Source organism: Actinomadura macra NBRC 14102 (genome assembly GCF_001552215.1).
Taxonomy (GTDB): Bacteria; Actinomycetota; Actinomycetes; order Streptosporangiales; family Streptosporangiaceae; genus Spirillospora; species Spirillospora macra.
Map to the genome: position 1 here is coordinate 31,903 of NZ_BCQT01000013.1, position 22,346 is coordinate 54,248.

The 22,346-nt window shown below is 72.7% G+C and carries 19 protein-coding genes and 1 pseudogene; 13 read left to right on the top strand and 7 right to left on the bottom strand.

What is annotated here, in order from left to right:
- Positions 1-67 precede the first annotated feature (67 nt).
- The 7 genes and pseudogenes from AMA02S_RS22620 to AMA02S_RS22645 all read left to right on the top strand — a co-directional run bounded on the left by AMA02S_RS22620 (position 68) and on the right by AMA02S_RS22645 (position 6,675).
- Complete coding sequence (locus tag AMA02S_RS22620) at positions 68-952, top strand: alpha/beta fold hydrolase (protein ID WP_067461397.1); 885 nt, start codon at positions 68-70, stop codon at positions 950-952.
- Positions 949-2,637, top strand: a complete 1,689-nt coding sequence (locus AMA02S_RS22625) for an FAD-binding protein (protein ID WP_067461398.1) — start codon at positions 949-951, stop codon at positions 2,635-2,637. The genes AMA02S_RS22620 and AMA02S_RS22625 overlap by 4 nt, the downstream gene beginning before the upstream one ends.
- On the top strand, positions 2,634-3,653 hold the full coding sequence (locus tag AMA02S_RS22630; RefSeq protein WP_067461399.1) for a ferredoxin--NADP reductase: 1,020 nt from the start codon (positions 2,634-2,636) through the stop codon (positions 3,651-3,653). Before AMA02S_RS22625 ends, AMA02S_RS22630 begins: the two co-directional genes overlap by 4 nt.
- A 25-nt stretch (positions 3,654-3,678) precedes the next feature.
- Positions 3,679-4,863, top strand: a complete 1,185-nt coding sequence (locus AMA02S_RS22635) for an acyl-CoA dehydrogenase family protein (protein WP_067461400.1) — start codon at positions 3,679-3,681, stop codon at positions 4,861-4,863.
- A 57-nt stretch (positions 4,864-4,920) separates the two neighbouring features.
- Positions 4,921-5,835, top strand: coding sequence for a VOC family protein (locus AMA02S_RS22640; protein WP_067461401.1), 915 nt, complete (start codon positions 4,921-4,923; stop codon positions 5,833-5,835).
- Positions 5,836-5,870: 35 nt separating this feature from the next.
- Positions 5,871-5,990, top strand: a pseudogene (locus AMA02S_RS45080) (FAD-dependent oxidoreductase); the annotation flags it as partial.
- A gap of 43 nt (positions 5,991-6,033) precedes the next feature.
- Complete coding sequence (locus AMA02S_RS22645; RefSeq protein WP_067461402.1) at positions 6,034-6,675, top strand: SUMF1/EgtB/PvdO family nonheme iron enzyme; 642 nt, start codon at positions 6,034-6,036, stop codon at positions 6,673-6,675.
- Here AMA02S_RS22645 and AMA02S_RS22650 read toward each other — a convergent pair.
- The 3 genes from AMA02S_RS22650 to AMA02S_RS22660 all read right to left on the bottom strand — a co-directional run bounded on the left by AMA02S_RS22650 (position 6,668) and on the right by AMA02S_RS22660 (position 10,005).
- Positions 6,668-7,852: a hypothetical protein gene (locus tag AMA02S_RS22650; protein ID WP_218005093.1), complete on the bottom strand. Its 1,185-nt coding sequence runs from the start codon at positions 7,850-7,852 to the stop codon at positions 6,668-6,670. The two genes, AMA02S_RS22645 and AMA02S_RS22650, sit on opposite strands and share 8 nt — an antisense overlap.
- Before the next feature lie 753 nt (positions 7,853-8,605).
- Positions 8,606-8,851, bottom strand: a complete 246-nt coding sequence (locus tag AMA02S_RS22655; protein ID WP_067461404.1) for a ferredoxin — start codon at positions 8,849-8,851, stop codon at positions 8,606-8,608.
- A complete protein-coding gene (locus AMA02S_RS22660; RefSeq protein WP_174550978.1) occupies positions 8,848-10,005 on the bottom strand; it encodes a 3-ketosteroid-9-alpha-monooxygenase, oxygenase component in 1,158 nt (385 codons plus the stop codon). The genes AMA02S_RS22655 and AMA02S_RS22660 overlap by 4 nt, the downstream gene beginning before the upstream one ends.
- Before the next feature lie 149 nt (positions 10,006-10,154).
- Here AMA02S_RS22660 and hsaA point away from each other — a divergent pair, with 149 nt between their 5' ends.
- On the top strand, positions 10,155-11,321 hold the full coding sequence (gene hsaA / locus AMA02S_RS22665) for a 3-hydroxy-9,10-secoandrosta-1,3,5(10)-triene-9,17-dione monooxygenase oxygenase subunit (protein ID WP_067461405.1): 1,167 nt from the start codon (positions 10,155-10,157) through the stop codon (positions 11,319-11,321).
- A gap of 57 nt (positions 11,322-11,378) precedes the next feature.
- On the opposite strand, the gene AMA02S_RS22670 is transcribed toward hsaA, so the two are convergent.
- Together AMA02S_RS22670 and AMA02S_RS22675 are read right to left on the bottom strand one after the other, a co-directional pair.
- On the bottom strand, positions 11,379-12,575 hold the full coding sequence (locus tag AMA02S_RS22670) for an alpha/beta hydrolase family protein (RefSeq protein ID WP_067461406.1): 1,197 nt from the start codon (positions 12,573-12,575) through the stop codon (positions 11,379-11,381).
- Positions 12,572-14,092 carry an FAD-dependent oxidoreductase gene (locus AMA02S_RS22675; RefSeq protein ID WP_218005094.1) on the bottom strand — a complete coding sequence of 507 codons (1,521 nt, stop codon included), beginning with the start codon at positions 14,090-14,092 and terminating at the stop codon, positions 12,572-12,574. The genes AMA02S_RS22670 and AMA02S_RS22675 overlap by 4 nt, the downstream gene beginning before the upstream one ends.
- A gap of 150 nt (positions 14,093-14,242) precedes the next feature.
- On the opposite strand from AMA02S_RS22675, the gene AMA02S_RS22680 reads away from it, so the two are divergent.
- Together AMA02S_RS22680 and AMA02S_RS22685 are read left to right on the top strand one after the other, a co-directional pair.
- On the top strand, positions 14,243-14,854 hold the full coding sequence (locus tag AMA02S_RS22680) for a TetR/AcrR family transcriptional regulator (RefSeq protein ID WP_067461407.1): 612 nt from the start codon (positions 14,243-14,245) through the stop codon (positions 14,852-14,854).
- 110 nt (positions 14,855-14,964) lie between these two features.
- Positions 14,965-15,741 carry an SDR family oxidoreductase gene (locus tag AMA02S_RS22685; RefSeq protein WP_067461408.1) on the top strand — a complete coding sequence of 259 codons (777 nt, stop codon included), beginning with the start codon at positions 14,965-14,967 and terminating at the stop codon, positions 15,739-15,741.
- A 65-nt stretch (positions 15,742-15,806) separates the two neighbouring features.
- Here AMA02S_RS22685 and AMA02S_RS22690 read toward each other — a convergent pair whose 3' ends face one another.
- The gene (locus AMA02S_RS22690) at positions 15,807-16,730 is read right to left on the bottom strand and encodes a 3-oxoacyl-ACP reductase (protein WP_067461409.1); all 924 of its coding nucleotides are present in this window, start codon (positions 16,728-16,730) and stop codon (positions 15,807-15,809) included.
- Positions 16,731-17,014: 284 nt separating this feature from the next.
- Between AMA02S_RS22690 and AMA02S_RS22695 the strand changes: the two genes are divergently transcribed.
- Genes AMA02S_RS22695 through AMA02S_RS22705 form a run of 3 tightly spaced genes read left to right on the top strand, consistent with a single transcriptional unit; the run spans position 17,015 to position 20,992 of the window.
- A complete protein-coding gene (locus AMA02S_RS22695) occupies positions 17,015-18,184 on the top strand; it encodes a steroid 3-ketoacyl-CoA thiolase (protein ID WP_067461410.1) in 1,170 nt (389 codons plus the stop codon).
- Between the two features lie 7 nt (positions 18,185-18,191).
- Complete coding sequence (locus AMA02S_RS22700; protein WP_067461411.1) at positions 18,192-20,381, top strand: acyl-CoA dehydrogenase family protein; 2,190 nt, start codon at positions 18,192-18,194, stop codon at positions 20,379-20,381.
- Positions 20,381-20,992, top strand: coding sequence for a PaaI family thioesterase (locus AMA02S_RS22705; protein ID WP_067461412.1), 612 nt, complete (start codon positions 20,381-20,383; stop codon positions 20,990-20,992). Before AMA02S_RS22700 ends, AMA02S_RS22705 begins: the two co-directional genes overlap by 1 nt.
- Positions 20,993-21,015: 23 nt before the next feature.
- Here AMA02S_RS22705 and AMA02S_RS22710 read toward each other — a convergent pair whose 3' ends face one another.
- Positions 21,016-22,272: a M48 family metallopeptidase gene (locus AMA02S_RS22710; protein ID WP_084265491.1), complete on the bottom strand. Its 1,257-nt coding sequence runs from the start codon at positions 22,270-22,272 to the stop codon at positions 21,016-21,018.
- Positions 22,273-22,346: the final 74 nt, after the last annotated feature.

Consider the following 22,346-nt stretch of genomic DNA (forward strand, 5'->3'; position numbering starts at 1 on the left):
CGGCGGCGTGGCCGCCGCCCGGCCCGGATTACGTTCCGGACAAGCCACTCGTAAGGACTGAGAGCACATGCCCACGGAGCTGACCCACCCGGAGCCGACCTACGAGGCGACGCTGCGCGAACTCGCCACGGACCGGGGCGTCCTGCGCTATCACGAGGCCGGCGAGGGCCCGCCCCTGCTGCTGCTGCACGGCTCCGGGCCCGGCGTCACCGGGTGGCGGAACTTCCGCGGCAACCTCGCGGTCTTCGCCGCGCACTTTCGCTGCCTGATCCTGGAGTTCCCCGGCTTCGGGGTCAGCGACCCGACCGACGAGCATCCGATACTCGCCGCCTCCGGCGCCGTCGTCCGGTTCGTGGACGGCCTCGGCCTGGACCGCGTCGACGTGATCGGCAACTCCATGGGCGGGATCGTGGGCACCCAGGCGGCGCTGGCGCATCCGGAGCGGGTCCGGCGTCTGGTCACCATTGGCGGTATCGGGCGCAACGTCTTCAGCCCCTCGCCCGTCGAGGGCATCAAGCTGCTCGTGGAGTTCACCGACGACCCCACCCGCGAGGGACTCGTCCGGTGGCTGCGCTCGATGGTGCACGACCCGGCGCTGGTCACCGAGGAGCTGATCGAGGAGCGCTGGGCGCAGGCCACCGACCCCGCCACGCTCGCCAGCGCCCGCCGCATGTACGGATCGGCCGCGATGGCCGCCCGCGCCAGGGCGGCGGCCGAGTCCGACGCGCCGCCGTACTGGGCGATGCTCCACAGACTCAAGGCGCGGACGCTCATCACCTGGGGGCGCGACGACCGGGTCAGCCCCGTCGACATGGCCTTCGTGCCGATGCGGACGATCCCCGACGTCCAGCTGACCATCTTCCCCAACTGCGGGCACTGGGTGATGATCGAGCAGAAGGCGGCGTGGGAGAGCGCCGTCCTGGCCTTCCTCACCCGCAAGGACGAGGCGTGAGCGCCGCGTCCCCCGGCGAGGAGTTCGACCCAGAATTCGACCCTGAATTCGACGCGGAGTTCGACCTCGTCATCGTCGGCAGCGGAGGCGGCGGGATGGCCGCCGCGCTCACCGCCCACGACGCCGGGCTCACGGCCGTGGTCGTGGAGAAGGGCGCGAAGTTCGGCGGCAGCACCGGCATCTCCGGCGGCGGCATCTGGATTCCCAACAACCCCACCCTGCGGGCACGCGGCCACGACGACAGCCGCGCGTCGATCCGCCGCTACCTCGACCTGCTCACCGAGGGCCGCGTCCCGGCGGCCCGGCTCGACGCCTACGTCGACCACGGCCCCGCGGCGATGGAACTGCTCGGCAAGAGCAGGTGGATGCGGTTCTTCTGGGTCAAGGGCTACGCCGACTACCACCCCGAGTACGAGGGCGGCCGCCCGCTCGGCCGGTCGGTCGAGGCGCTGCCCTTCGACACCCGCAAGCTCGGCGAGGACGAGCGGCACCAGCGGCCCAACAGCATGAAGGGCCCGCTCGGCCTGTGGATCACCGGCAAGGACTACCACGACCTGGCGATGGCCAAGCGCACCTGGCGCGGCCGGCGCGCGTCGCTGGTGGCGGCCTGGCGCGTCTCGTCCAACCTGGTGCGCCGCCGGCACATGGCGACCGGCGGCCGGGCCCTGGTCGCGCGGTTGCGCATGGCGCTCAAGGACGCCGGGATCCCGCTGTGGCTGGAGACGACCATGACCGACCTGGTCGAGCGGGACGGCCGCGTCACCGGGATCGTCGTAGAACGCGACGGCGGGACGCGGCGGATCCGCGGCCGGCACGGCGTGCTGCTCGCCACCGGCGGCTTCGACCACAACCCCGAGATGCGCGCCGCCTACCTGCCCAAGGGCGGGCAGGACGACCATGCCATGGGCGCCCGCGAGAACACCGGCGACGGGATTCGCGCGGGCGAACGGCTCGGGGCCGCGCTCGACCTGATGGACGACGCCTGGTGGATGCCCGCCGTCCGGCACCCGTCCGGCGCGACGATCCCGCTGGTGTCCGAACGGTGCATCCCCCGGTCGGTGATCGTGTCCGGGGACGGGACGCGGTTCACCAACGAGTCGTCCCCGTACGTCAACTTCGTCCACGACCAGCTGGCGGGCGGTCACGTCCCGGCCTGGTTCGTGCTGGACGCCAAGGCCCGCGCCCGCTACCCGTTCGCGCAGATCCTGCCCGGGGTCCCGATCCCGAAGGCGTTCTACGACGCGGGTATCGCGTTCAAGGCCGGGACGATCGAGGAACTGGCCGGCAAGATCGGCGTTCCGGCGGACGCGCTGGCCGCGACCGTCCGGACGTTCAACGGCTACGCCCGCGCGGGCAGGGATCCCGAGTTCGGACGCGGCGACAGCGCCTACGACCGCTACTACGGCGACCCCAACCTGAAGAACCCGAACCTGGACGTCATCGAATCCGCGCCGTACTACGCGTTCCGGCTGGAGGTCGGTGACCTCGGCACCAAGGGCGGGCTGGTGTCCGACGAGCACGCCCGCGTGCTGCGCGCGGACGGCACGGTGATCGAGGGCCTGTACGCGACGGGCAACACCGCGGCCTCGATGATGGGCAACGAGTACGCCGGACCGGGCGCCACGATCGGCCCGTCCATCGTATTCGGCTACATCGCCGCCCGGCACGTCGCGGGACGGTCATGACGGCGCTGAAGGCCCGGGTCGTCGAGGTCGTCCGCGAGACGGCGGAGGCGCGTTCACTCGTCCTCGAACCCGCCGGAGGCGACCGCGACCGGTTCGCCTACAGGCCCGGGCAGTTCCTCACGGTCCGCGTCCCGTCCGGGGACGGCTGGGTGGCGCGCTGCTACTCGCTGTGCAGCTCACCGGCGACCGACGACCGGCTCAAGGTCACGGTCAAGCGGGTCGCGGGCGGCGTCGGGTCCAACTGGATCTGCGACAACGTCGCCGCGGGCGACGTACTGGAGGTGCTGCGGCCGGCCGGCACGTTCACCCCGTCCTCGCTGGACGCGGACCTGCTGCTCCTCGCGGGCGGCAGCGGCATCACCCCGGTCATGTCGATCCTCAAGACATGCCTCGCCGCCGGCACCGGCGCGATCACCCTGCTGTACGCCAACCGGGACGAGCGGTCGGTCATCTTCGCCGGGGAGTTGCGGGCCCTGGCCGCGAGCCACGGGGCACGGCTGACGGTCGTCCACTGGCTGGAGTCGGTCCAGGGGCTGCCGACGCCCGCCGCCATCCGCGCCCTGGCGAGCCCCTACGCCGGTCGCGACGCTTTCGTGTGCGGCCCCGGCGCGTTCATGGACATGGCCGCGTCCGCGCTCTCGGGCCTCGGCTCACGGGTGCACGTCGAGCGCTTCTTCTCGCTGGAGGGCGATCCCTTCGAAGCAGGTCCCGTGCCGCCCAAGGGCGTCCCGGTCGGGGCGGCGGCCGAGATCGAAGTGGAGATCGACGGCGAGACCAGGACGGTGCCCTGGCCGACGTCCGACCACCTCCTCGACGCGCTCCTGCGCGCCGGGGTGGACGCCCCGTTCTCCTGCCGCGAGGGGTCCTGCGCGGCGTGCGCCTGCGTGGTCGTGGAGGGCGAGGCCGTCATGGACGCCAACACGGTCCTGGACGAGCGCGATCTCGCTGACGGGCTCATCCTCGCCTGCCAGGCGAGGCCGGTCAGCGACCGGCTGAAGGTCAGCTACGACGGCTGATGACGATCACCACGGAGGACGGGCGATGACGAACCGCGTGCTTGACACGATCATGGAACGGGCCGAGGAGATCCGTGCGTCGGGCCCCGCGAACGAGGCGCTCGGGCGGCTGGACGACCAGGCGGCCAAGGCGCTGCGCGAGTCCGGCGCGATCCGGCTGCTCCAGCCGGCGGCGCACGGCGGCCTGGAGGCGCACCCTCGCGAGTTCGCCGAGACGGTCATGGGCGTCGCCGCGCTGGACGGCTCGACCGGCTGGGTCGCCGGCATCGTCGGCGTCCACCCCTGGGAGATGGCCTACGCCGACCCGAAGGTCCGTGAGGAGGTCTGGGGACGCGACCCCGACACCTGGATCGCCTCCCCGTACGCGCCCATGGGCGTGGCCCGCCCGGTGGACGGCGGATACGTCTTCAACGGCCGCTGGCAGTTCTCCTCCGGCACCGACCACTGTGACTGGATCTTCCTCGGCGGGATGCTCGGCGACGCAGCCGGCGACGTCGCGCAGCCGCCGTCGTCGCTGCACCTCATCCTGCCCCGCTCGGACTACGAGATCGTCGAGGACTCCTGGGACGTCGCCGGGCTGAAGGGCACCGGCAGCAAGGACGTCATCGTGCGGGACGCGTTCGTCCCCGCGTACCGGACGATCCCCTTCTCCAAGGTCATCGACGGCTCGCAGGCGCGGGAGGCGGGCCACGCCAACCCGTCCTACCTGATGCCGTTCTCCTGCGTCTTCCCGCTCGGCATCACCTCCGCGGTGATCGGTATCGCCGAGGGCGCTCTGCACCACCACCTCGCCTACCAGCGCGGCCGCGTCCAGATCACCGGCACCCGGATCAAGGACGACCCCTACGTCCTGTACGCGATCAGCGAGGCCGCCGAGGAGATCAAGGCGTCCCGCACCGCGCTGCTCGACAACGCCTCCCGCATGTACGACCGGGTGGCGGCCGGGGAGGAGATCGGCTTCGCCGACCGGGCGGCCGGTCGGCGCACCCAGGTCCGTGCGGCCTGGCGGGCGGTGCACGCGATGAACGAGATCGTCGTCCGGTCCGGCGGCAACGCGATGCGGGCGGACAACCCCATCCAGCGCTTCTGGCGGGACGCGCATGTCGGCCTGGCCCACGCCATCCACGTCCCGGGCGCCGTCTACCACGTCTCCACGCTGACCGACCTGGACATCGAACCGCCCCTGGGCCCCATGCGCTCCATGATCTGACCCACGTTCCCACCCCACGTTTCCATCACGACGGAGTTGCTAGAGAGGAGCAGGACGGTGACGTTCATCCGCGGGCTCGGCTACCTGAAGGTCCAGACCAGGCACATCGAGCGCTGGCGCGAGCTGACGATCGACGCGCTCGGGTTCGCCGAGGGCTCCGGCCCCGACCCGGGCGGGCTTTACCTGCGCATGGACGAGCGCAGGCACCGTCTCGCGGTGCTGCCCGGCGACTCCGACCGGGTGCTGGCGGTCGGCTGGGAGGTCCGCGACCAGTACGCGCTGGCCGCCGTCCAGGAGACGGTGGAGAAGCTCGGCGTGGAGGTCACCGCGCTCTCGGTGCGGGACGCCGCCGAACGCGACGCCGAGGGGGTCGTCGCGTTCGCGGATCCGGGCGGTACCCCCGTCGAGGTGTTCTTCGGGCCCGTGCTCGACCACTCGCCTGTGCGTACTGGCCTGGCGCAACGTTTCGTGACCGGCGCGCAGGGCATGGGCCACGTCGTGCTGCCCTCCCCGAAGGCGGCCGAGACCGTCGCCTTCTACGAGGCCCTCGGATTCCTGCCGCGCGGCGCGTTCAAGCTCACCGGCAGCGACCCAGACGCGCCTCGTCGCGTCCGGTTCATGGGCGTCAACCAGCGTCACCACAGCCTGGCCGTCTGCCCTGCCCCGCACGACGGCGATCCCGGCCTCGTCCACCTGATGGTCGAGGCCGACACCCTGGACGCGGTCGGACGGGCTCTGGACAACGTCGGCCGCCTCGGCTTCTCCGTCTCCTCCACGCTGGGCCGCCACACCAACGACAAGATGGTCTCGTTCTACGTGCGCGCCCCGGGCGGCTGGGACATCGAGTACGGCACCGACGGGATGCTCGTCGACGAGACGTACTACACGGCCGAGGAGATCACCGCGGACAGCTACTGGGGCCACGACTGGTCCGGTTCCGAGCCGCTCGCCGCGTTCGTCCCGAAGCCGTGACGACGGTGGGCGGAGCGGCCCGCCGGGAGTGCGATGTGCTCGTCGTCGGGTTCGGGTGCGCCGGCGCCGCCGCGGCCTTCGAGGCGGCGTCGGCCGGGGCGGACGTCATCGTGCTGGAGCGCGCGGGCGGGCCGGGCGGCTCGTCGGCGATGTCGGGCGGCGAACTGTACCTGGGCGGCGGTCGCCTACGTCCGCACGGTGGCGGAACGGGTCGCGGACCAGGTGCCCCGGCCGGACGCGTCCGACGTCGTCCGCCATTTCGCCCGCTATACGGTGCACCACTACGACGCTCACACCGAGGCGCTCACCCACGGTCGCCAGACCCTCGGGTATCCGCCGCCCTTCCTGCCCGGCCTGTCCGACGCGGAGCAGCCAGCGGGCACGGACGCGGGCTCGCTGCCGGGTGACGTGCAGTTCGCCGGCGGACGGTTCCTGCTCGGCGCCCGCATGTCCGCCCCGTTCGTCAACGACAACGAGAAATGGGCGCACATGGTCGAGGTGCCGCCGTTCGCCATGGCCACGGCGCCGGTCACCCAGGCGGAGTTCGCGGAGTTCGTGGAGGCGGGCGGCTACACCGATCCCCGGCTGTGGCCGGACGGCGGCACGTGGTTGGCCGCGACCGGGGCGACGTGTCCGCGCTACTGGCGGGGCGGGAAGGGCGGCTGGCGGCGCCGCCATTTCGACACCTGGGTCGATCTGGAGCCGCACCTTCCGGTGAGCCATGTGTCCTGGGCGACGCGCGGCCGCTACCTCCGCTCCATCCTGCGCAACCACTTCACCCCCGACCGGTGGGACGTGCCGGCCGGGCTGCGCACCTGCGCCCCGTTCACCTCTACATGAGGTTGCGGGTGTGCAGCGAGGACAGTTCGGCCGCCTCGTTGGCGGGGAAGCCGAGCCGGATCAGTCGGTGCCGCCGTCCCTCGTACATCTCCCGCTGGAGCAGCCGCACCTTCTCGTGGCCGCGCCCGATCGCCGCGGGCGTCCACTCCCCGGCGGCGAGGGTGACCAGCGCCTCGAACACGTCCTCGTTCATCCCGCCGGTTCCCGCGAGGGCTTCGTGCCGCCGCTCGACCACGGTCCGCAGCCGGCCGCGCAGCGCGGGGTCGACGGCGGCCTGATGCTGGAGGTGCGCCACCCCGAACGCCACATGCCGTGCCTCGTCCTGGCGCGTCAGGCGGGTCACCTGGCGGGTGACCGGGTCGGGCGCGTGCCGGTCCAGGAAGCTGAGCAGGTTCAGGAAGCTCCCCTCGCCCAGCACCGAGAGCAGGAACGACGCGAGCGAGAAGTCCGGCTCGGCGAGCAGCGTGCCCAGCGACTCCCGTCCGCTCACCGAGGACGTGCCGAGGACGCCGCCCTTCAGCAGCGCCCGGCGGCTGAACACCTCCAGGTGCCGGGCCTCGTCCGCGATCTGTACCGCGAGCAGTTGCTGCACCTCGCGGAAGTGCGGGTGGATCCGGCCGAGCAGACGCGCCAGCACGACCAGCGCCGCCTGCTTGTTCTCCACCAGGTACGTCATGACCTGGACGACCGCCCGCTCGATCTCATCCGGGAGCGTGAACTCGGCGTCCCATTGGATCACCACGTCCGGGTTCCACTGTGCCGCCACCGCGCTCGTGTACAGCCCGGGCGCGATGTCGGCCCAGACAAGGTCCCGGTCGATCAGGTCGAAGGGCGGCACCGGGCCGCCCGGCTCGACCAGCGCGCCCCGCGCCGCCAGACCCCAGCTCGGGTCCGCGCGCGGCACGATCCCGTCCGGGGTCGCGCCCCCGGCCCGCTGGGCCTGCGTCCAGCGGTCGAGGTCGGCGCTGCCCCGCACCACCCAGGCGCGGACGTTCGCGTCCCCGTCGTCGGGCAGCCGCACATGATGCCCGAGCTTTCGGCACCAGGTGCGTAACTGGTCGGGCAGTGCCTGGTCGCCGCCGGTCACGCCGAGTTCCGCGCCCGGCGGCAGGTGCTTCAGCGCGCGCCGCACCAGCAGGTGCGCGCCCTCCTCGAAGCCGAGGTCCGCGAGGTCCACGATCGGGACGGGAGGGGGTGTCACGGCGTCGGGCCCGCGGTGCCGGCCGTCCTCGTCGGGTCACGGAAGCCGGCTTCGCCGACGGCTTGTGGATGCGCCATACCACGTCCTTTTCGGGCACCTCGCGGTCAACCGGTCTCTCGCTATGATTGCGACCATCCCACCGATTCCTGGGCACGGCAAGGGGGAAAGCGGCGGCCTTCTCCACCAGTGCGATTGAGGGCATCGACCCGCACTCGATATGCGATACAGGCGCATATGGGAAGTGATATTGGAACGTTCGCCGGACCGGTCCCCGGAGCGCCTGTTACGGGCCGAAACCGCCTTGCTACCGCGCTGTGCGCCGTCGGTCGGGGGGTGCGCCGCACCGTCCCGGCGGTGATCGCCACGCGGCTGGCCTACTACGGCCAAGAAATTGCAGGTGGATGCAATTTTCGACATATCTGGCAAAGTTGTGAACGCGCAGTGGCGTCGCACTGTGAGAGCGCCCGCTACTGATGCGGTTCAGTTAATTCCTCGGGAGCATTCGCCTCATCGCCTCGTAGGCGCCGGAGACCAGTTCGTTGCGGGGAAGCCGCTGCGCTTGCGCGCGGCCGCGTAGTTGCCGCCGGCGATGACGGCCCAGGGGCCGTAGCGGTCGATCATGGTCCTCCGTCCAGGTCAGGGTCCAGGCGACGCCGTTGACGTGCGAGCCGCAGTCCGCGGCCGAGGTCGTCGCCCGCGCCTATCGCCGCCCGCCCCGTCGGCGCCCCGTCAGCCATCGACGACCGTGATCGCGCCGGTCAGCGCGGCCTCCTGGATCGCCGAGCGCAGCGCCGGGCAGGTACCGAGGCCGTCCTCGGGCAGACCGGTGCAGGACGCGCGGGCCCGCGCGCTCCACTGGATGCTCGTCTGCTCCCAGCTCGACTTGCGTGCCAGCACCTCGGCGTCGCAGCGGCGGCAGCGGACGGGCACCAGCGGTGCGCCGTCCGCGAGGCGTTCGTCCTGGCGGACGGTCACGTCGTCGCCCCCTCGGCCTCGCGCCGCGCGATGTTCTCCGCGCACTCGCGCTGCCAGGACTCCACCGGACGGGTCGTGTCGATCTCGTACTCGAACCGGCCGGTCATCTCCGGGGCGACGTCCGCGACGTCCACGTAGAACTGCTCGTACCAGCGGCGGAGCTGGTAGACGGGGCCGTCCTCCTCGCACAGGAGCGGGTTGTCGATGCGGGTCTTGTTGCGCCAGATCTCGATGTCCTGCTCGAAGCCCGCCAGGATGAACCCCGACAGCCTCCGCGCCGTCTCCTCCGCCGCGTCGCCCGGGAGCCGGTCGCTACGTCGCACGATGATCCCCGAGTGCAGCGAGAAGGAGTTCTCGTCGATCGGGTAGTGGCAGTTGATCAGGACGGAGTCCATGTCGAACCCGTCGTAGTGGTACGTCAGCTCGTCAATCATGAAGGACGGGCCGTGGTAGGACGCCACGGAGGAGTTCCCGAGCATCCGCGCCCCGCCCTCGCCGGCCGGCCGGGCGCGGTCCGGGCGGCTCTTCCCCTTCATGATCTGCGTGGCCGTGTGGCCCTCGAAGATGTTCTTGAAGTACGTCGGGAACGAGTAGTGGATGTAGAAGAAGTGCGCCATGTCCACGACGTTGTCGACGACCTCGCGGCAGTTGGCGTGGACGGTCGTCTCCGTCCACAGCCAGTCGGTCCAGTCGTCGCGGGTGGCGCCCTCGATGACCGGGATCGTCACGTCCGCCGGGGGCTTGCGGCCTTCGGGGTCGTTCCAGACGAACAGCAGCCCGTCCTGCTCCATCGTCGGCCAGGCCGATGTGCGCGCCCGCAGCGGCACACGACGTGCGTAGGGGATCGCCTTGCAGCGCCCGTCGCCGCCCCAGCGCCAGTCGTGGAACGGGCACGCGATCGTGTTCCCCTTGACCGTGCCCTGCGACAGGTCCCCGCCCATGTGCCGGCAGTGGGCGTCCAGGACGTTGACGGCGCCGTCCTCACCGGTGAAGACGACGAGCCGCTGCCCGAACGCGTCGATGGTGTGCGGCGTGCCGTCCTTGAACCGCCCGGCGAGCCCCAGGCAATGCCAGCCCCGGGCGAAACGGGCGGAGATCGCCTCCGCCTCGATGGCGCGGATCGTGTCCGACTCGGTGGCGGTCACGTGGATCATCCCTTCGACGGTGGACGGGTGCTCGCACGCTATGTCGCAGGTCACGCTCCGTCCCGGCCAGTCCCAGTGGCCGGGACGCCTGCGGACGCGGTGCCGCGCGGGCGTGGTCTCCTGCGAGGGCCGGACTAGGGAAGACAGGGAGCGGGCGGATGAGCAACGACGTCCTGGAGGCCGTACGCGGGCTGTTGCCGGGGATCGCCGAGCGGGCCCGGTCCGTGGACGAGAAGGGCCGGATCCCGGCGGAGACGATCCGGGAGCTGACCGCCGCCGGGGTGTTCCGGATGCTCCAGCCCGCCCGGTACGGCGGCGCCGAGGACGACCCGGTCGCCTTCTATCAGGTCGTCCGGGAGATCTCCGGCGCCTGCGGCTCCACCGGCTGGGTGGCGGCCGTGCTCGGCGTGCACTCCTGGCACGTCGGCCTGTTCCCCGACGCGGCGCAACGCGAGGTGTGGGGCCCCGGGCCCGACAACCTCCTCGCCTCGTCCTACGCCCCGATCGGGCGGCTCACCCCCGCCGATGGCGGCTTCGAGGTCTCCGGCCGGTGGGCGTTCTCGTCCGGCTGCGAGTTCGCGTCCTGGGCGCTGCTCGGCGGGCTGGTGGTCGGCGCGGAGGGCAGGCCCGTCGACTTCATGACGGTGCTCGTCCCGAGGAGGGACTACGAGATCCGCGAGGAGTGGGACTCGATGGGCCTGCGCGGCACCGCCAGCGACGACATCGTCGTCGAGCGGGCGTTCGTCCCCACGCACCGCGCGATGCGCAACTACGATCAGGCGCAGCTGCGCGCCCCGGGCCGCAAGGTCAACACCGGCCCGCTGTACCGGCTGCCGTTCGGGACGGTCTTCACCACCACCGTCGCCGCCAGCGTGATCGGGATGGCCGCGGGCTGCTACGCCTCCTACGTGTCGGCGATGCGTGACCGCATCCGGCTCAGCCTCGGCGGCGGACGGTTCGTCGAGGACGGCTTCGCGCAGGTCGCGGTGGCCCGCGCCGCCTCGGAGATCGACGCGGCCGTGCTGCAGACCGAGCACAACGTCCGGGAGATCCACACGTACGCGGCGCGCAACCGGGAGATTCCACTGGAGCTTCGGCTGCGCGCCCGCCGCGACCAGGTCCGCGGCACCGAGCGCGCGATCGAGGCGATCGACATCCTGTTCAAGACCGCCGGCGGGAACTCGCTGCGCCGCGGCCACGTCATCGAGCGCGCCTGGCGGGACGCCCATGCGGGCAGCGTCCACGTCGCCAACGACGTCGAGCGGGCACTGGCGATGTACGGCCGGGGCGAGTTCGGTCTGACGGTGGAGGACAACCTCCTCTGAGATCCCGTGCGGTGGGGCCGGTCGGCGACCGGCCCCACCGCGTGAGTGAGACCGGGATCAGCAGGTCGAGCCGGGCGTGCGGCCGGCGCGCAGGTCCCGGACGAACCGCAGGGACTCCTCGAACGAGGCGTGGATGCTGCCGCGGTGGTCGGCGCCGTCGAACGACCGGTAGGCGATGCTCCCGTAGCGTTTGCAGAGGTCGGCCACGATCGCCTGGGTGGCGGCGGGCGAGACCTCCTTGTCGGCGGCGCCCTGCGCGACCAGCGTCGGCACCGTCAGGTTCAGGCCGGTCGCCTCCTGCGAGCGCAGGTAGTCCACGAACGGCGTGAGGTCGGCGCCCGGACGGAACACCTGGCTCAGCGGAAGGGTCTTGCCGAGCTGCCTGAGCTGGGCCAGGCACGCGCTCGTCCGCCCCGCCTTCACCAGCGCCCCCGCCTGCTCGGTCAGCAGGGCCTCCGGCACGATGGACGGCCTCGCCGCCTGCGCGCCGTTGAGCAGCACGAACAGGAAGGGCAGCGCCGCCTCGGCACCCGGGTACTGGGCTTGGACGTAGGCAGCGATCTGGCTCATCTGTGATCCGGGCGCGATCGACACCGCGCCGCGGAGCCGGACATCGCCCCGCTTCGACCGGACGGCGGCGGTGTAGAGCGCCGCCTGACCGCCCTGGCTGTGCCCGGCCACGAACCAGTCCCGTCCGATGCGGCGGTCGGTCCTGCGGGCCGCGCGGACGATGTCCAGGACGGTGTTGGCCTCGCTGACCCCGTTCATGTACGGATGCCCGCCGGGGGTGCCGAGGCCCTCGTAGTCGGTCTGCACGACCGCGAAGCCCTGCGCCACCCACTTGTCCAGGTACTGCTCGGTGATGGACAGGTAGTCGTGGGCGGGGCCGTCCGCGGTGTCGGCGGACGGCGCGCAGATGTCGGCGGTGCCCGTCGTCCCGTGCGCCCAGCTCAGCACCGGCCACCCGCCGCGCGGTGCCTTGCCCTTCGGCACCGACACCGTGCCCGACACCGTGATCCGCTTTCCGCCCACACCCTCGGAGGTGTAGGTCACCGTCCGGTTCACGGCCGCACTGGGCAGCGCCGCCGCGTTGTGGAGCGGCCTGCTGCTGAGCAGCTTCCCCCGCTGTTCGCCGTGCGCGGCGGAATGCGCGGGCGCCGCCTGCGCGGGCGCCGCCTGCGCGGGTACCGCGGTGCCGGCAGCGGCGGCGGCCGTCGCGACGACGACCGCCGCGCGCACCCTGACTGATCTCATGCGTGATCCCTTCTCATGTGGTCGACGGCCCGGTAGGCGAACGCCATGGCCGAGCCGATCGGGATGCCCGGGCCCGGGTAGTGCGGGCCGGTGAACGAGGCGCTGGTGTTGCCCGCGGCGTACAGGCCGGGGATGGGACGGTCCCGCGCGTCCAGGACGCGGGCGTCCGGGTCGGTGCGCAGCCCGCCCTTGGTGCCGAGATCACCGAGGACGATCCGCGCGGCGTAGTAGGGCGGTACCTCCACCGGGACGAGGCAGGAGTCCGGGGCGAAGAACCGGTCGTAAGGATCTTCGCCGCGGTGGAAGTCCGCGTCCCTCCCCGCGCGGGCGAAGCCGTTGAACCGCTCGACGGTCGCGGTCAGCGCGCCGGCCGGGACCCCGAGCATGCCGGCCAGCGCGTCCAGGGTCGCGGCCTCGGCCCAGGTGCCGGCCCGCAGATGCTCGTCCTGCGCGGCCGCCGGGATGGAGATCGCGGGAAGCCCGCCCGCCCGCGAGTCGAAGATCAGGTACGCGGGGACGCCGGCGGCGGCGAGTTCGCGGCCCAACCGGTCATAGGGGAGGGACTCGTTGGCGAACCGGCGGCCCGACCCGTCCACCATGAGGCCACCGCGCAGCCCGAGCGCGAAGGCGGCGCGCCCGTCCGGCATCGCGAGGCCGGGGCAGAACCACGCTTGGTCCAGCAGCCCGGTGGATGCGCCGATCCGGACGGCGGCGGCGATGGCGTCGCCGGTGTCGGCGCCGTCCGGGGCCATCGTCCAGTCCGCCGAGCCCGGCACGCCGCGCGCCTCCCGCAGCGCCGCCGACGACTCGAATCCGCCGGCGGCCAGCAGGACCCCGCGCGCCGCCCCGAACCGGACGGGACCGTCCGCTGTCGCGGCCTCGACGCCGGTGACGCGGCCGTCCTCGGCGATCAGCCCGGTCACGGCGGTGCCGGTGCGGACGGTGCCGTTGCCCGTCGTGGTGAACGCCAGCAGCAGCCGGCCGATCAGCGCCCGGCCCTGCGCCAGCGGTGCGTCCGGCGCGTGCCCGAGCCCGGCGCGGTCCCGGTCGACCGGCGGGCGGACGAGCGAGGCCAGCTCTCCCAGCCGCTCGGCGGGCAGGGGCGGCGGGACGATCGAACGCCCGCGGTCCATGCGTCCGGGCGCGTCGAAATAGTCGGGAAATGCCTGCCATTCGAATTCCAGTGCCGGATCGCCTTCCAGGAATTCCACGAGCGCGGGCGCGGTCTCCAGAAACGCCTCACGGTGGGCGCCGCCGGCGTCACCGAGCAACGCCCGCAGATACGCCCGCGCGGACGCCGTCGAGTCACCGATTCCGGCGCGCTCCTGGACCCGCGTCCCGGGCAGCCACACCGCCGAACCCGAGTACGCGGACGTACCGCCGAGCAGCGGCGTCTTCTCCAGGACGACCGTCCGCAGCCCGCGCGCCGCGGCGGCGAACGCCCCGGCCATGGCCCCGGCGCCCGAGCCGGCCACCACCACGTCGAAATGGTCCTGCGATTCCCCGGCGTTTCCCACGTGACGTCCCTTCAGGTCGGCGCGCGCACAACGTAGGCGCACCGCGCGACGTGACGGACATCCCATCCCACTGAGCGGTATCCGGGTTCTCCTGAGCCCCAGGCGTCCTATGTATTGTCGTGTCAGCACTGGAGGCGAACGGGGGAGAACGTGGCGAGGATCGCATCGGCCCGGCTGTCGGCCGAGCCCAGCTCGCCCGAGCAGCACGACCGGCGCCGCCGCATCCTGCGCGCCGCGGCGCGGATCGGCGGCGAGAAGAGCCTGGAGCGCGTCCAGATGCACGAGGTCGCGAAGGCCGCCGGGGTCGCGATCGGAACGCTGTACCGCTACTTCCCTTCCAAGATCCACCTGTTCACCGCGGTGATGGCGGCGCAGGTCGACCGGTTCGAGGAGGGCATCACCAGACCCGCCCCGGGCACCCCGCCGGAGGAGGCGGTCGCCGACCTGCTCGTGCGCGCCAGCCAGCAGCTGCTGGCGCAGCCGGTCCTGGCGGCCTCGATGCTCCATGCGTCCAACGCCGCCAACGGTGCGACGGTCGCCGACACGGGGCGGATCGACGGCACCTTCCGCGAGATCGTGCTGCGGACCGTGGGGATCGAGGTGCCCACCGCGCAGGACGTCACGCTCGTCCGGCTGCTGATGCAGTGCTGGTACGGCGTGCTCCAGTCGAGCCTGAACGGCCGGGCGTCCATGGCCGACGTCGAGAGCGACATCCGTCTCGCCTGCAACCTCCTGCTCGCGCCCCGCTCAAACTCGCATTAGATCCCACTCTCGGCCCAAGGGGCTCGTCTCCCGGTGATCGGGAGGGGCGGCCGCAGTGCGGCTCGCCGCCGAGGGAGGCGGCTCACACTTCGAGAAAGGACACAGCGGGCATGGGACGAACGATCGTGGTCAGCGGGTCGGCCTCCGGCATCGGTGCGACCCTCGCCGGGCAACTGCGCGAGGGCGGCGACGAGGTGATCGGCATCGATCTCCGCGACGTGCAGGTGTGCGCCGACCTCGGCACCGCACCGGGCCGCGAGCGGGCCGTCGCCGAGCTGCTGGACCGCTCGGGCGGCGTGCTGGACGGTGTTGTGGCCTGCGCCGGGGTGTCCGGGCCGACGCCGCTCACCGTCACGGTGAACTTCTTCGGCGCGGTCGGGTTGCTGGACGGGCTGCGCCCGGCGCTGGCGCGCGCGGAGCGGCCCCGCGCCGCGGTCGTCGGATCGATCTCCGGTACGCAGCCGGTGGACGAGGCCGTCGTGCGGGCCTGTCTGGACGGCGACGAGCCCGCGGCGCTCGCGGCGGCCGAGAAGGTGGTGGAGACCGGCGCCGGGAACCGGCTCTACCCGTCCTCGAAGTCGGCGCTGGCCCAGTGGCTGCGCCGCGCCGCGGTCGCGCCCGGATGGGCGGGCGCGGGCATCCCGCTCAACGCCGTCGCGCCGGGGGTCGTCCTGACACCGATGAGCGCGCCGCTGTTCGCGGACGAGCGGATGCGCACGGCCATGGAGAAGGCCGTCCCGATGCCGCTGAACGGTCACGCCGGTCCGGAGGTGATCGCCGACGCGCTGCGCTGGCTGATCTCCCCGTCCAACTCGCACATGGCGGGGCAGGTCATCTACGTGGACGGTGGCGCCGAGGCGACCGTGCGCGGTCCCGAGCTGTTCTGAGGGACGGGTGTCCTGAGAACGACGGCCGCCTTCCCCGGGGGAGGGCGGCCGTCTCGTGCCGGGTGTCACATGGTGGCGGTGACCCCGGTGGTGTCCAGGGCGGCGACACTGTAGGCGGCGTAGGTGCGGTGGGCGTCCCGGTCCTCGAAGTAGGGCGTGAGCTGCGCGCCGAGCTCCTCGACGGAGAAGATCCCGTCCGCGGCGGTGAACTTCTGCTCGACCGTCGGTGCGGCCAGCAGCGCGACCATGTCGCCGTAGACGACGAACACCTGCCCGCTGATCTTCGCGGACGCGGGCGACGCCAGGTAGCCGACGAACGTCCCGACGCGCTCGGGGGCCATGACGTCCAGTCCGCCGGGGGAGCCGGCTTCGCCAAAGGACGCCTCGGTCATCGCGGTCCGCGCGCGGGGGCAGATCGCGTTGGCGCGCACCCCGTACCGGGCGAGGCCCTGCGCGGTGGACAGCGTGAGCGCCACGATCCCGGCTTTCGCGGCGGAGTAGTTCGGCTGCCCGGCCGAACCGAACAGGAACGCCTCGGACGCGGTGTTGATCACGCGGCCGTAGACCGGCCCGCCGGCGGCCTTGCTCGCGGCCCGCCAGTGGACGGCGGCGGCGCGGGAGAGCGAGGCGTGCCCCTTCAGGTGGACGTGCAGGACGTCGTCCCAGTCCGACTCCGACAGGTTGAACAGCATCCTGTCGCGCAGCACGCCCGCGTTGTTGACCAGGATGTCCAGGGAACCGAACGTGTCGACGGCGGCCGACACCAGCGTGTCGCCCAGGCTCCAGTCGCCGACGTCGCCGGTCACCGCGACGGCCCGGCCGCCGGCGGCCTCGATCTCGGTGACGACGCCCGCCGCGGCAGGACCCATGTCGTTGACGACGACGTTCGCGCCCCGCGCGGCCAGCGCGAGCGCCTCGCTGCGGCCCAGCCCGGCGCCGGCGCCGGTGACGATGGCGGTGCGACCCGCCAGGGTGAGGTCAGCGTTCATCGGTGCTCCCGTCGGTGTTCTCGATGGCCGCAGAGACTAGTACGTATTCTATTTCTGCCAGACCAGGCGTCCCGGTGAGCGGATCGAACAAGGCGATCGAGCGGTACGGACCGCTCAGTGGGACCGTCCTTGTCGCAGATAAGAACGAATTCTAATCTTCCGGCCATGACGCTGACTCTGGCGACGCCGTTCGGGGCGGTGGCCGCGGCAGTGCCGCAGCGCGCCGCCGTGGTCTGCGGCGGGCGCCGGCCGACCTTCGCCGAACTGGACACAAGGGAGTTCCCATGCCTGAGGCCGTCATCGTCGACGCCGCCCGCACCCCGGTCGGCAAGCGCCACGGCGCCCTGTCCGGCCTGCACCCGGCGCACCTGCTCGGCCTCGTCCAGCGCGGCCTGCTTGAGCGCACGGATGTCGATCCCGGCACGGTCGGGCAGGTCGTCGGCGGCTGCGTGACGCAGGCGGGCGAGCAGTCCAACAACGTCACCCGTAACGCCTGGCTGCATGCCGGCCTGCCCTACCGGACGGCCTGCACCACGATCGACTGCGCGTGCGGTTCGTCCCAGCAGGCGGTGCATATCGTCGCGGCCCTGATCGCCGCCGGAGCGATCGACACCGGGATCAGCTGTGGCGTCGAGGCCATGAGCCGGGTGTTCCTCGGTCAAGCGCTCACCCCCGAGACCGGCAGCCCCGCCCCGGACGGCTGGGACCTGGACATGCCCGACCAGTTCACCGCCGCCGAGCGCATCGCGGCGAAGCGCGGCATCACCCGCGCGGACGCGGACGCGTTCGGCCTGGCGTCCCAGCGCAAGGCGGCGCGGGCCTGGGCGGAGGGCCGCTTCGCCGGCCAGATCATCGAGGTCGAGGCGCCGGTCATGACCGGTCCCGATCACCAGGGGCCGACCGGCGAGACCACCACCGTCACCCGCGACCAGGGCCTGCGCGACACGACCGCGGAGGGGCTGGCGAGGCTGTCCCCGGTCCTCCCGGACGGCGTCCACACGGCGGGCAACGCCTCGCAGATCAGCGACGGCGCCGCCGGCGTGCTGCTGATGTCCGCCGACCGGGCCGCCGCGCTCGGCCTGCGCCCGCGCGCCCGGATCGTCGCGTCCGGCATGGTCGGCTCCGACCCCTACTACCACCTGGACGGGCCGGTCGAGGCGACCGCGCACGTTCTGGAGCGGGCCGGAATGAAGCTGTCCGACATCGACCTCGTCGAGATCAACGAGGCGTTCGCGTCGGTGGTGCTGTCGTGGGCGTCCGTCCACGAGCCCGACATGGACAGGGTCAACGCCAACGGCGGCGCCATCGCCCTCGGCCACGCGGTCGGCTCCACCGGCGCCCGCCTGCTCACCCAGGCGCTGTACGAGCTGGAGCGTTCCGACGCCTCGACCGCCCTCGTCACCATGTGCGCCGGCGGCGCGCACTCCACCGCCACCATCATCGAACGGATCTAGGACCTTCATGACCATCGGACTCACCCAGGAGCACCGCGACCTGCGCGACGCGGTGCGCGCCTTCACGTCCCGGCAGGTGACGCAGGCGGTCGTCCGCGCCGCCGTGGACGCCGAGCACGAGAAGCCGCCGGAGTTCTGGGACGATCTCGCCGGGCAGGGGCTGCTCGGCCTGCACCTGCCCGAGAGCGCCGGCGGCGCGGGCTTCGGCCTCGTGGAGTCGGCCGTCGTCCTGGAGGAACTGGGCCGCGCGATGACGCCGGGGCCTTTCCTGCCGACCGTGCTCGCGAGCGCCGTCCTGCACCGTGCCGGGCACACCGCGCACCTGCCGGGTCTCGCCGCCGGGGCGCTGATCGGCGCGGTGGGCCTGGACGCGGGCGGCCTGGAAGTGGCGCGCACCGGCGCCGGCCGCACGCTGACCGGGACGTCGGCGCCGATCCTGGGCGCCCAGCTCGCGGACGTCCTCGTCCTGCCCGCCAGGGACGGCGACGGGACGGTCTGGCTGGTGGTCCCGCGCACCGCGGTGACGGTGACCGGCCTGCCGAGCCACGACCTGACCCGCCGCCTGGCGCGGATCGAGGCCGCGGACAGCGTGGTCGCGGCCGAGTCGGTCCTGGACCTCGACACGCGGACCGTCCTGGACCTGGCCGCGACGTTGTTCGCCGCGGAGGCGTCCGGTCTCGCCGACTGGGCGACCTCCACCGCCGCCGACTACGCGAAGGTCCGCGAGCAGTTCGGCCGCCCGATCGGCCAGTTCCAGGGCGTCAAGCACCGCTGCGCCCGGATGCTGGCGCACGCCGAGCAGGCCCGCGCCTGCGCCTGGGACGCCGCCCGCGCCCAGGAGCCCGGCACCGCCCCGGGCGAGGCGTCGCTGGCGGCCGCCGTCGCCGGCGCCACCAGCGTCCAGGCCGCGTTCCAGACCGCCAAGGACTGCATCCAGACCCTCGGCGGCATCGGCTTCACCTGGGAGCACGACGCGGGACTCTACCTGCGCCGCACCCAGAGCCTGCGCGTCCTGCTCGGCTCCACCGGCGCCTGGCACCGCCGCGTCGCGGCCCTCACCCTGGACGGCGTCCGCCGCGAGCTGAGCGTCGAGCTCCCAGGTGAAGCCGATCGCATCCGCGCCGAGGTCCGCGCCGAGCTGGAGCCCGCCACGGCCCTGGACGGCCGCGCCCGCCTGACCTACCTCGCCGATCGCGGCTACACGGCCCCGCACCTGCCCGTGCCGTGGGGCAAGGGCGCCGACGCCGTCACCCAGCTGGTGATCGCCGAGGAGATGCGCGCGGCGGACCTGCGCGCGCACGACATGATCATCGGGAACTGGGTCGTCCCGACGCTCATCGAGCACGGCTCACCCGCCCAGCACGAGCGTTTCCTGCCCGGCTCCCTGCGCGGCGACGTCCACTGGTGCCAGCTGTTCTCCGAGCCCGGCGCCGGCTCCGACCTCGCCGCCCTCACCACCCGCGCCGAGAAGGTCGACGGCGGCTGGCGGATCAGCGGCCAGAAGGTCTGGACGTCCATGGCCCGCGAGGCCGACTGGGGCATCCTGCTGGCCCGCACCGACCCGTCCGTTCCCCAGCACAAGGGCCTGTCGTACTTCCTGCTCGACATGGGCTCGCCCGGCATCGACATCCGCCCGCTCCGCGAACTGACCGGCGAGACCCTCTTCAACGAGGTCTTCCTGGACGGCGTCTTCATCCCCGACGGCCTGCTCGTCGGCGTCCCCGGTGACGGCTGGCGGCTGGCCCGCACCACCCTCGCCAATGAGCGGGTGTCGCTGTCCAACGACTCCTCCCTCGGCAGCGGCGGCGAGGCCCTGCTGCGGCTCGTCTCCGACTGCTGCGACGCCGAGCGCCTCACCACCCTCGGCGGCATCCTCTGCGACGCCCAGTCCAGCAGCCTGTTCGGTCTGCGCACGACCCTGCGGTCCCTCGCGGGCGGGCAGCCGGGCGCCGAGTCCAGCATCGGTAAGCTGATCGGCGTCGAGCACATCCAGCAGGTCTGGGAGACGGCCGTGGACTGGATCGGCCCCGAGGCGCTGTCAGGCGAAGGTGAGGGCGGCATGCACGACCCGACCTGGATGTTCCTGAACTCCCGCAACATGTCGATCGCGGGCGGTACCACGGACGTCCAGCTCAACATCATCGGTGAGCGGCTCCTCGGGCTGCCCCGCGACCCGCGGCCGGCCGGGAGGGCGTGATGACCATCGACCTGCATGCCGAGCGCAGGACCGGCGGTGTCGACGCAGCGGCCGCCGCGGCCCGCCGGGTCATCGCGGCGCTGGTCCGCGCGGGCGACCTCAGCGACACCGACATGGCCGACATCGCCGGCCGTCTGAACGCCGTCGCCGACGAGTTGGAGGCCGCCGCCCCGTCCCGCGGGGACCGCCTGGTCGACATGTGGCAGGGCGACGGCAACACCCGCCACGACCCCGTGACAGGCCCGGAGAACCCGGTGGCCCCGCCTTTGGAGTACACCGGCAACGAGGACGGCTCCATCGAGGGCACCGTGACTCTGGACCTGCCCTACCAGGGGCCGCCGTCCAGCGTGCACGGGGGCGTGTCCGCGCTGCTTCTGGACCACACCCTCGGCGTCGCGAACGGCTGGGCCGGCGTTCCCGGCATGACCGCGGAGCTGACCCTGCGCTACCACCGCCTGACCCCGCTCTTCGAGCCGCTGACCGTGAGCGCGCGCCAGACCTCGGTGGACGGACGCAAAATCCGTACCGTGGGCGCGATCCGGGCGGGGGGCCGCGACTGCGTCACGGCCGAGGGCCTGTTCATCGCCACCTACCCGCCCCGCCCCCGCTGACCGCACACCGGGCCGGGATCGCCCTAGGCGAGGCTTGCCCGCGCCGTGTCGATGAGGTCGTGGGCGATGCGCACGTAGTCGGCCGACAGTTCCGCGCGGATGGCGGCCTCCTCGGCGGGCGTCATCCGCACCGCGGGCGGGCGCGCGGAATGCGTGCTCAGAGCGGCGATGCGCAGGTGGGTGGGAGGGTGGCTCTCGTCCACGCGGAGGCGCTGGCCGGCGGCGGCGCGGCGGCGGCGCTCGCGCTCGGACTCGGGGAGGGCGGCGAGCGCCGTGCGGAGATCGCCCCAGTAGTCGCTCCGGCGGTCGTTCAGCATGTGCTGCTGGACGGTGTGGACGTGCGTCGCCTCGGCGATCACGAGTGTGTCGAGCAGCCCGGCGGCATGGGACGGGGAGGCCAGGCGTGCGGCTAACGCGTCCGCGACGTACTCCGCCCGCTGGCCGGCCCGCAGGGTCAGGATGTTCTGGAGGAGGAGCACCGCGGCGACGGCGGCGCTCAGCAGAATCTGGAACAGGCGGGCGAACAGGTCGATGAAGTAGTTCAGCCGATGGTCGCGCGGGCTGGGCCGCCACAGCTGGTAGAGGCGGCCGAGCGTGGACAGGGACGTGCCCACGATCATGCCGTGCCGGGAGTCGCCGTTGACGCCGTGCGCGAGTTCGTGGCCGAGGAGCGCCACCTTCTGCTGCGGGGGGAGGACGTCCCACAGGGGCAGGCCGAGGATCAGTACACGGCGGCGGCGCCATCCGACGGTGGTGTAGGCCGCGTTGTAGGCGCCGGACGCGACGACGGCGTGGACGGGCTTGGAGCCGAGCTCGCCCGCCACCCGGTCGAGCAGGGCGAACAGGACGGGGGCGTCCTCCCGGTACCGCGCGTGCGGCGCCGTGCGCAGGCTGCCGAAACGGGGCCTGATCGCCCAGGCCACGAGCACGGCGGAGACCGCCACGACCACGGTGACGGGGTTCGGCACCGCGATCATGAGCCAGAGCGCGAACGCGACCAGGGCGACGGTGCTGGTGTGCACGCAGATCGCCAGGGTGTAGGAGGCCACCCGGGCCGGATCCCAGCCGGGACGGTGGGCCGGGGAGCGCGATACCTCCTCGTACAGTTTCTCGACCATCCGGGTCGACCTGCGGGCCAGGAATCCCCGGGCCGGGGAATGGCTTGCCTGGACGGTGACCGCACCCCAGTCGCAATGGGCACACCAGGCGGGAAAGCCCTCGGCCACCGACAGCGGTGCGGAGCAGTCCGGACAGCGGTCGGGGGTGCGCGCTCGGCCCATGGCAGAAAATCATATGGGCGCGCGGCCCGCCGGGTGCGGCGCGGGCACGGCCTCTTCGTGCCGTTTCGCGTGTC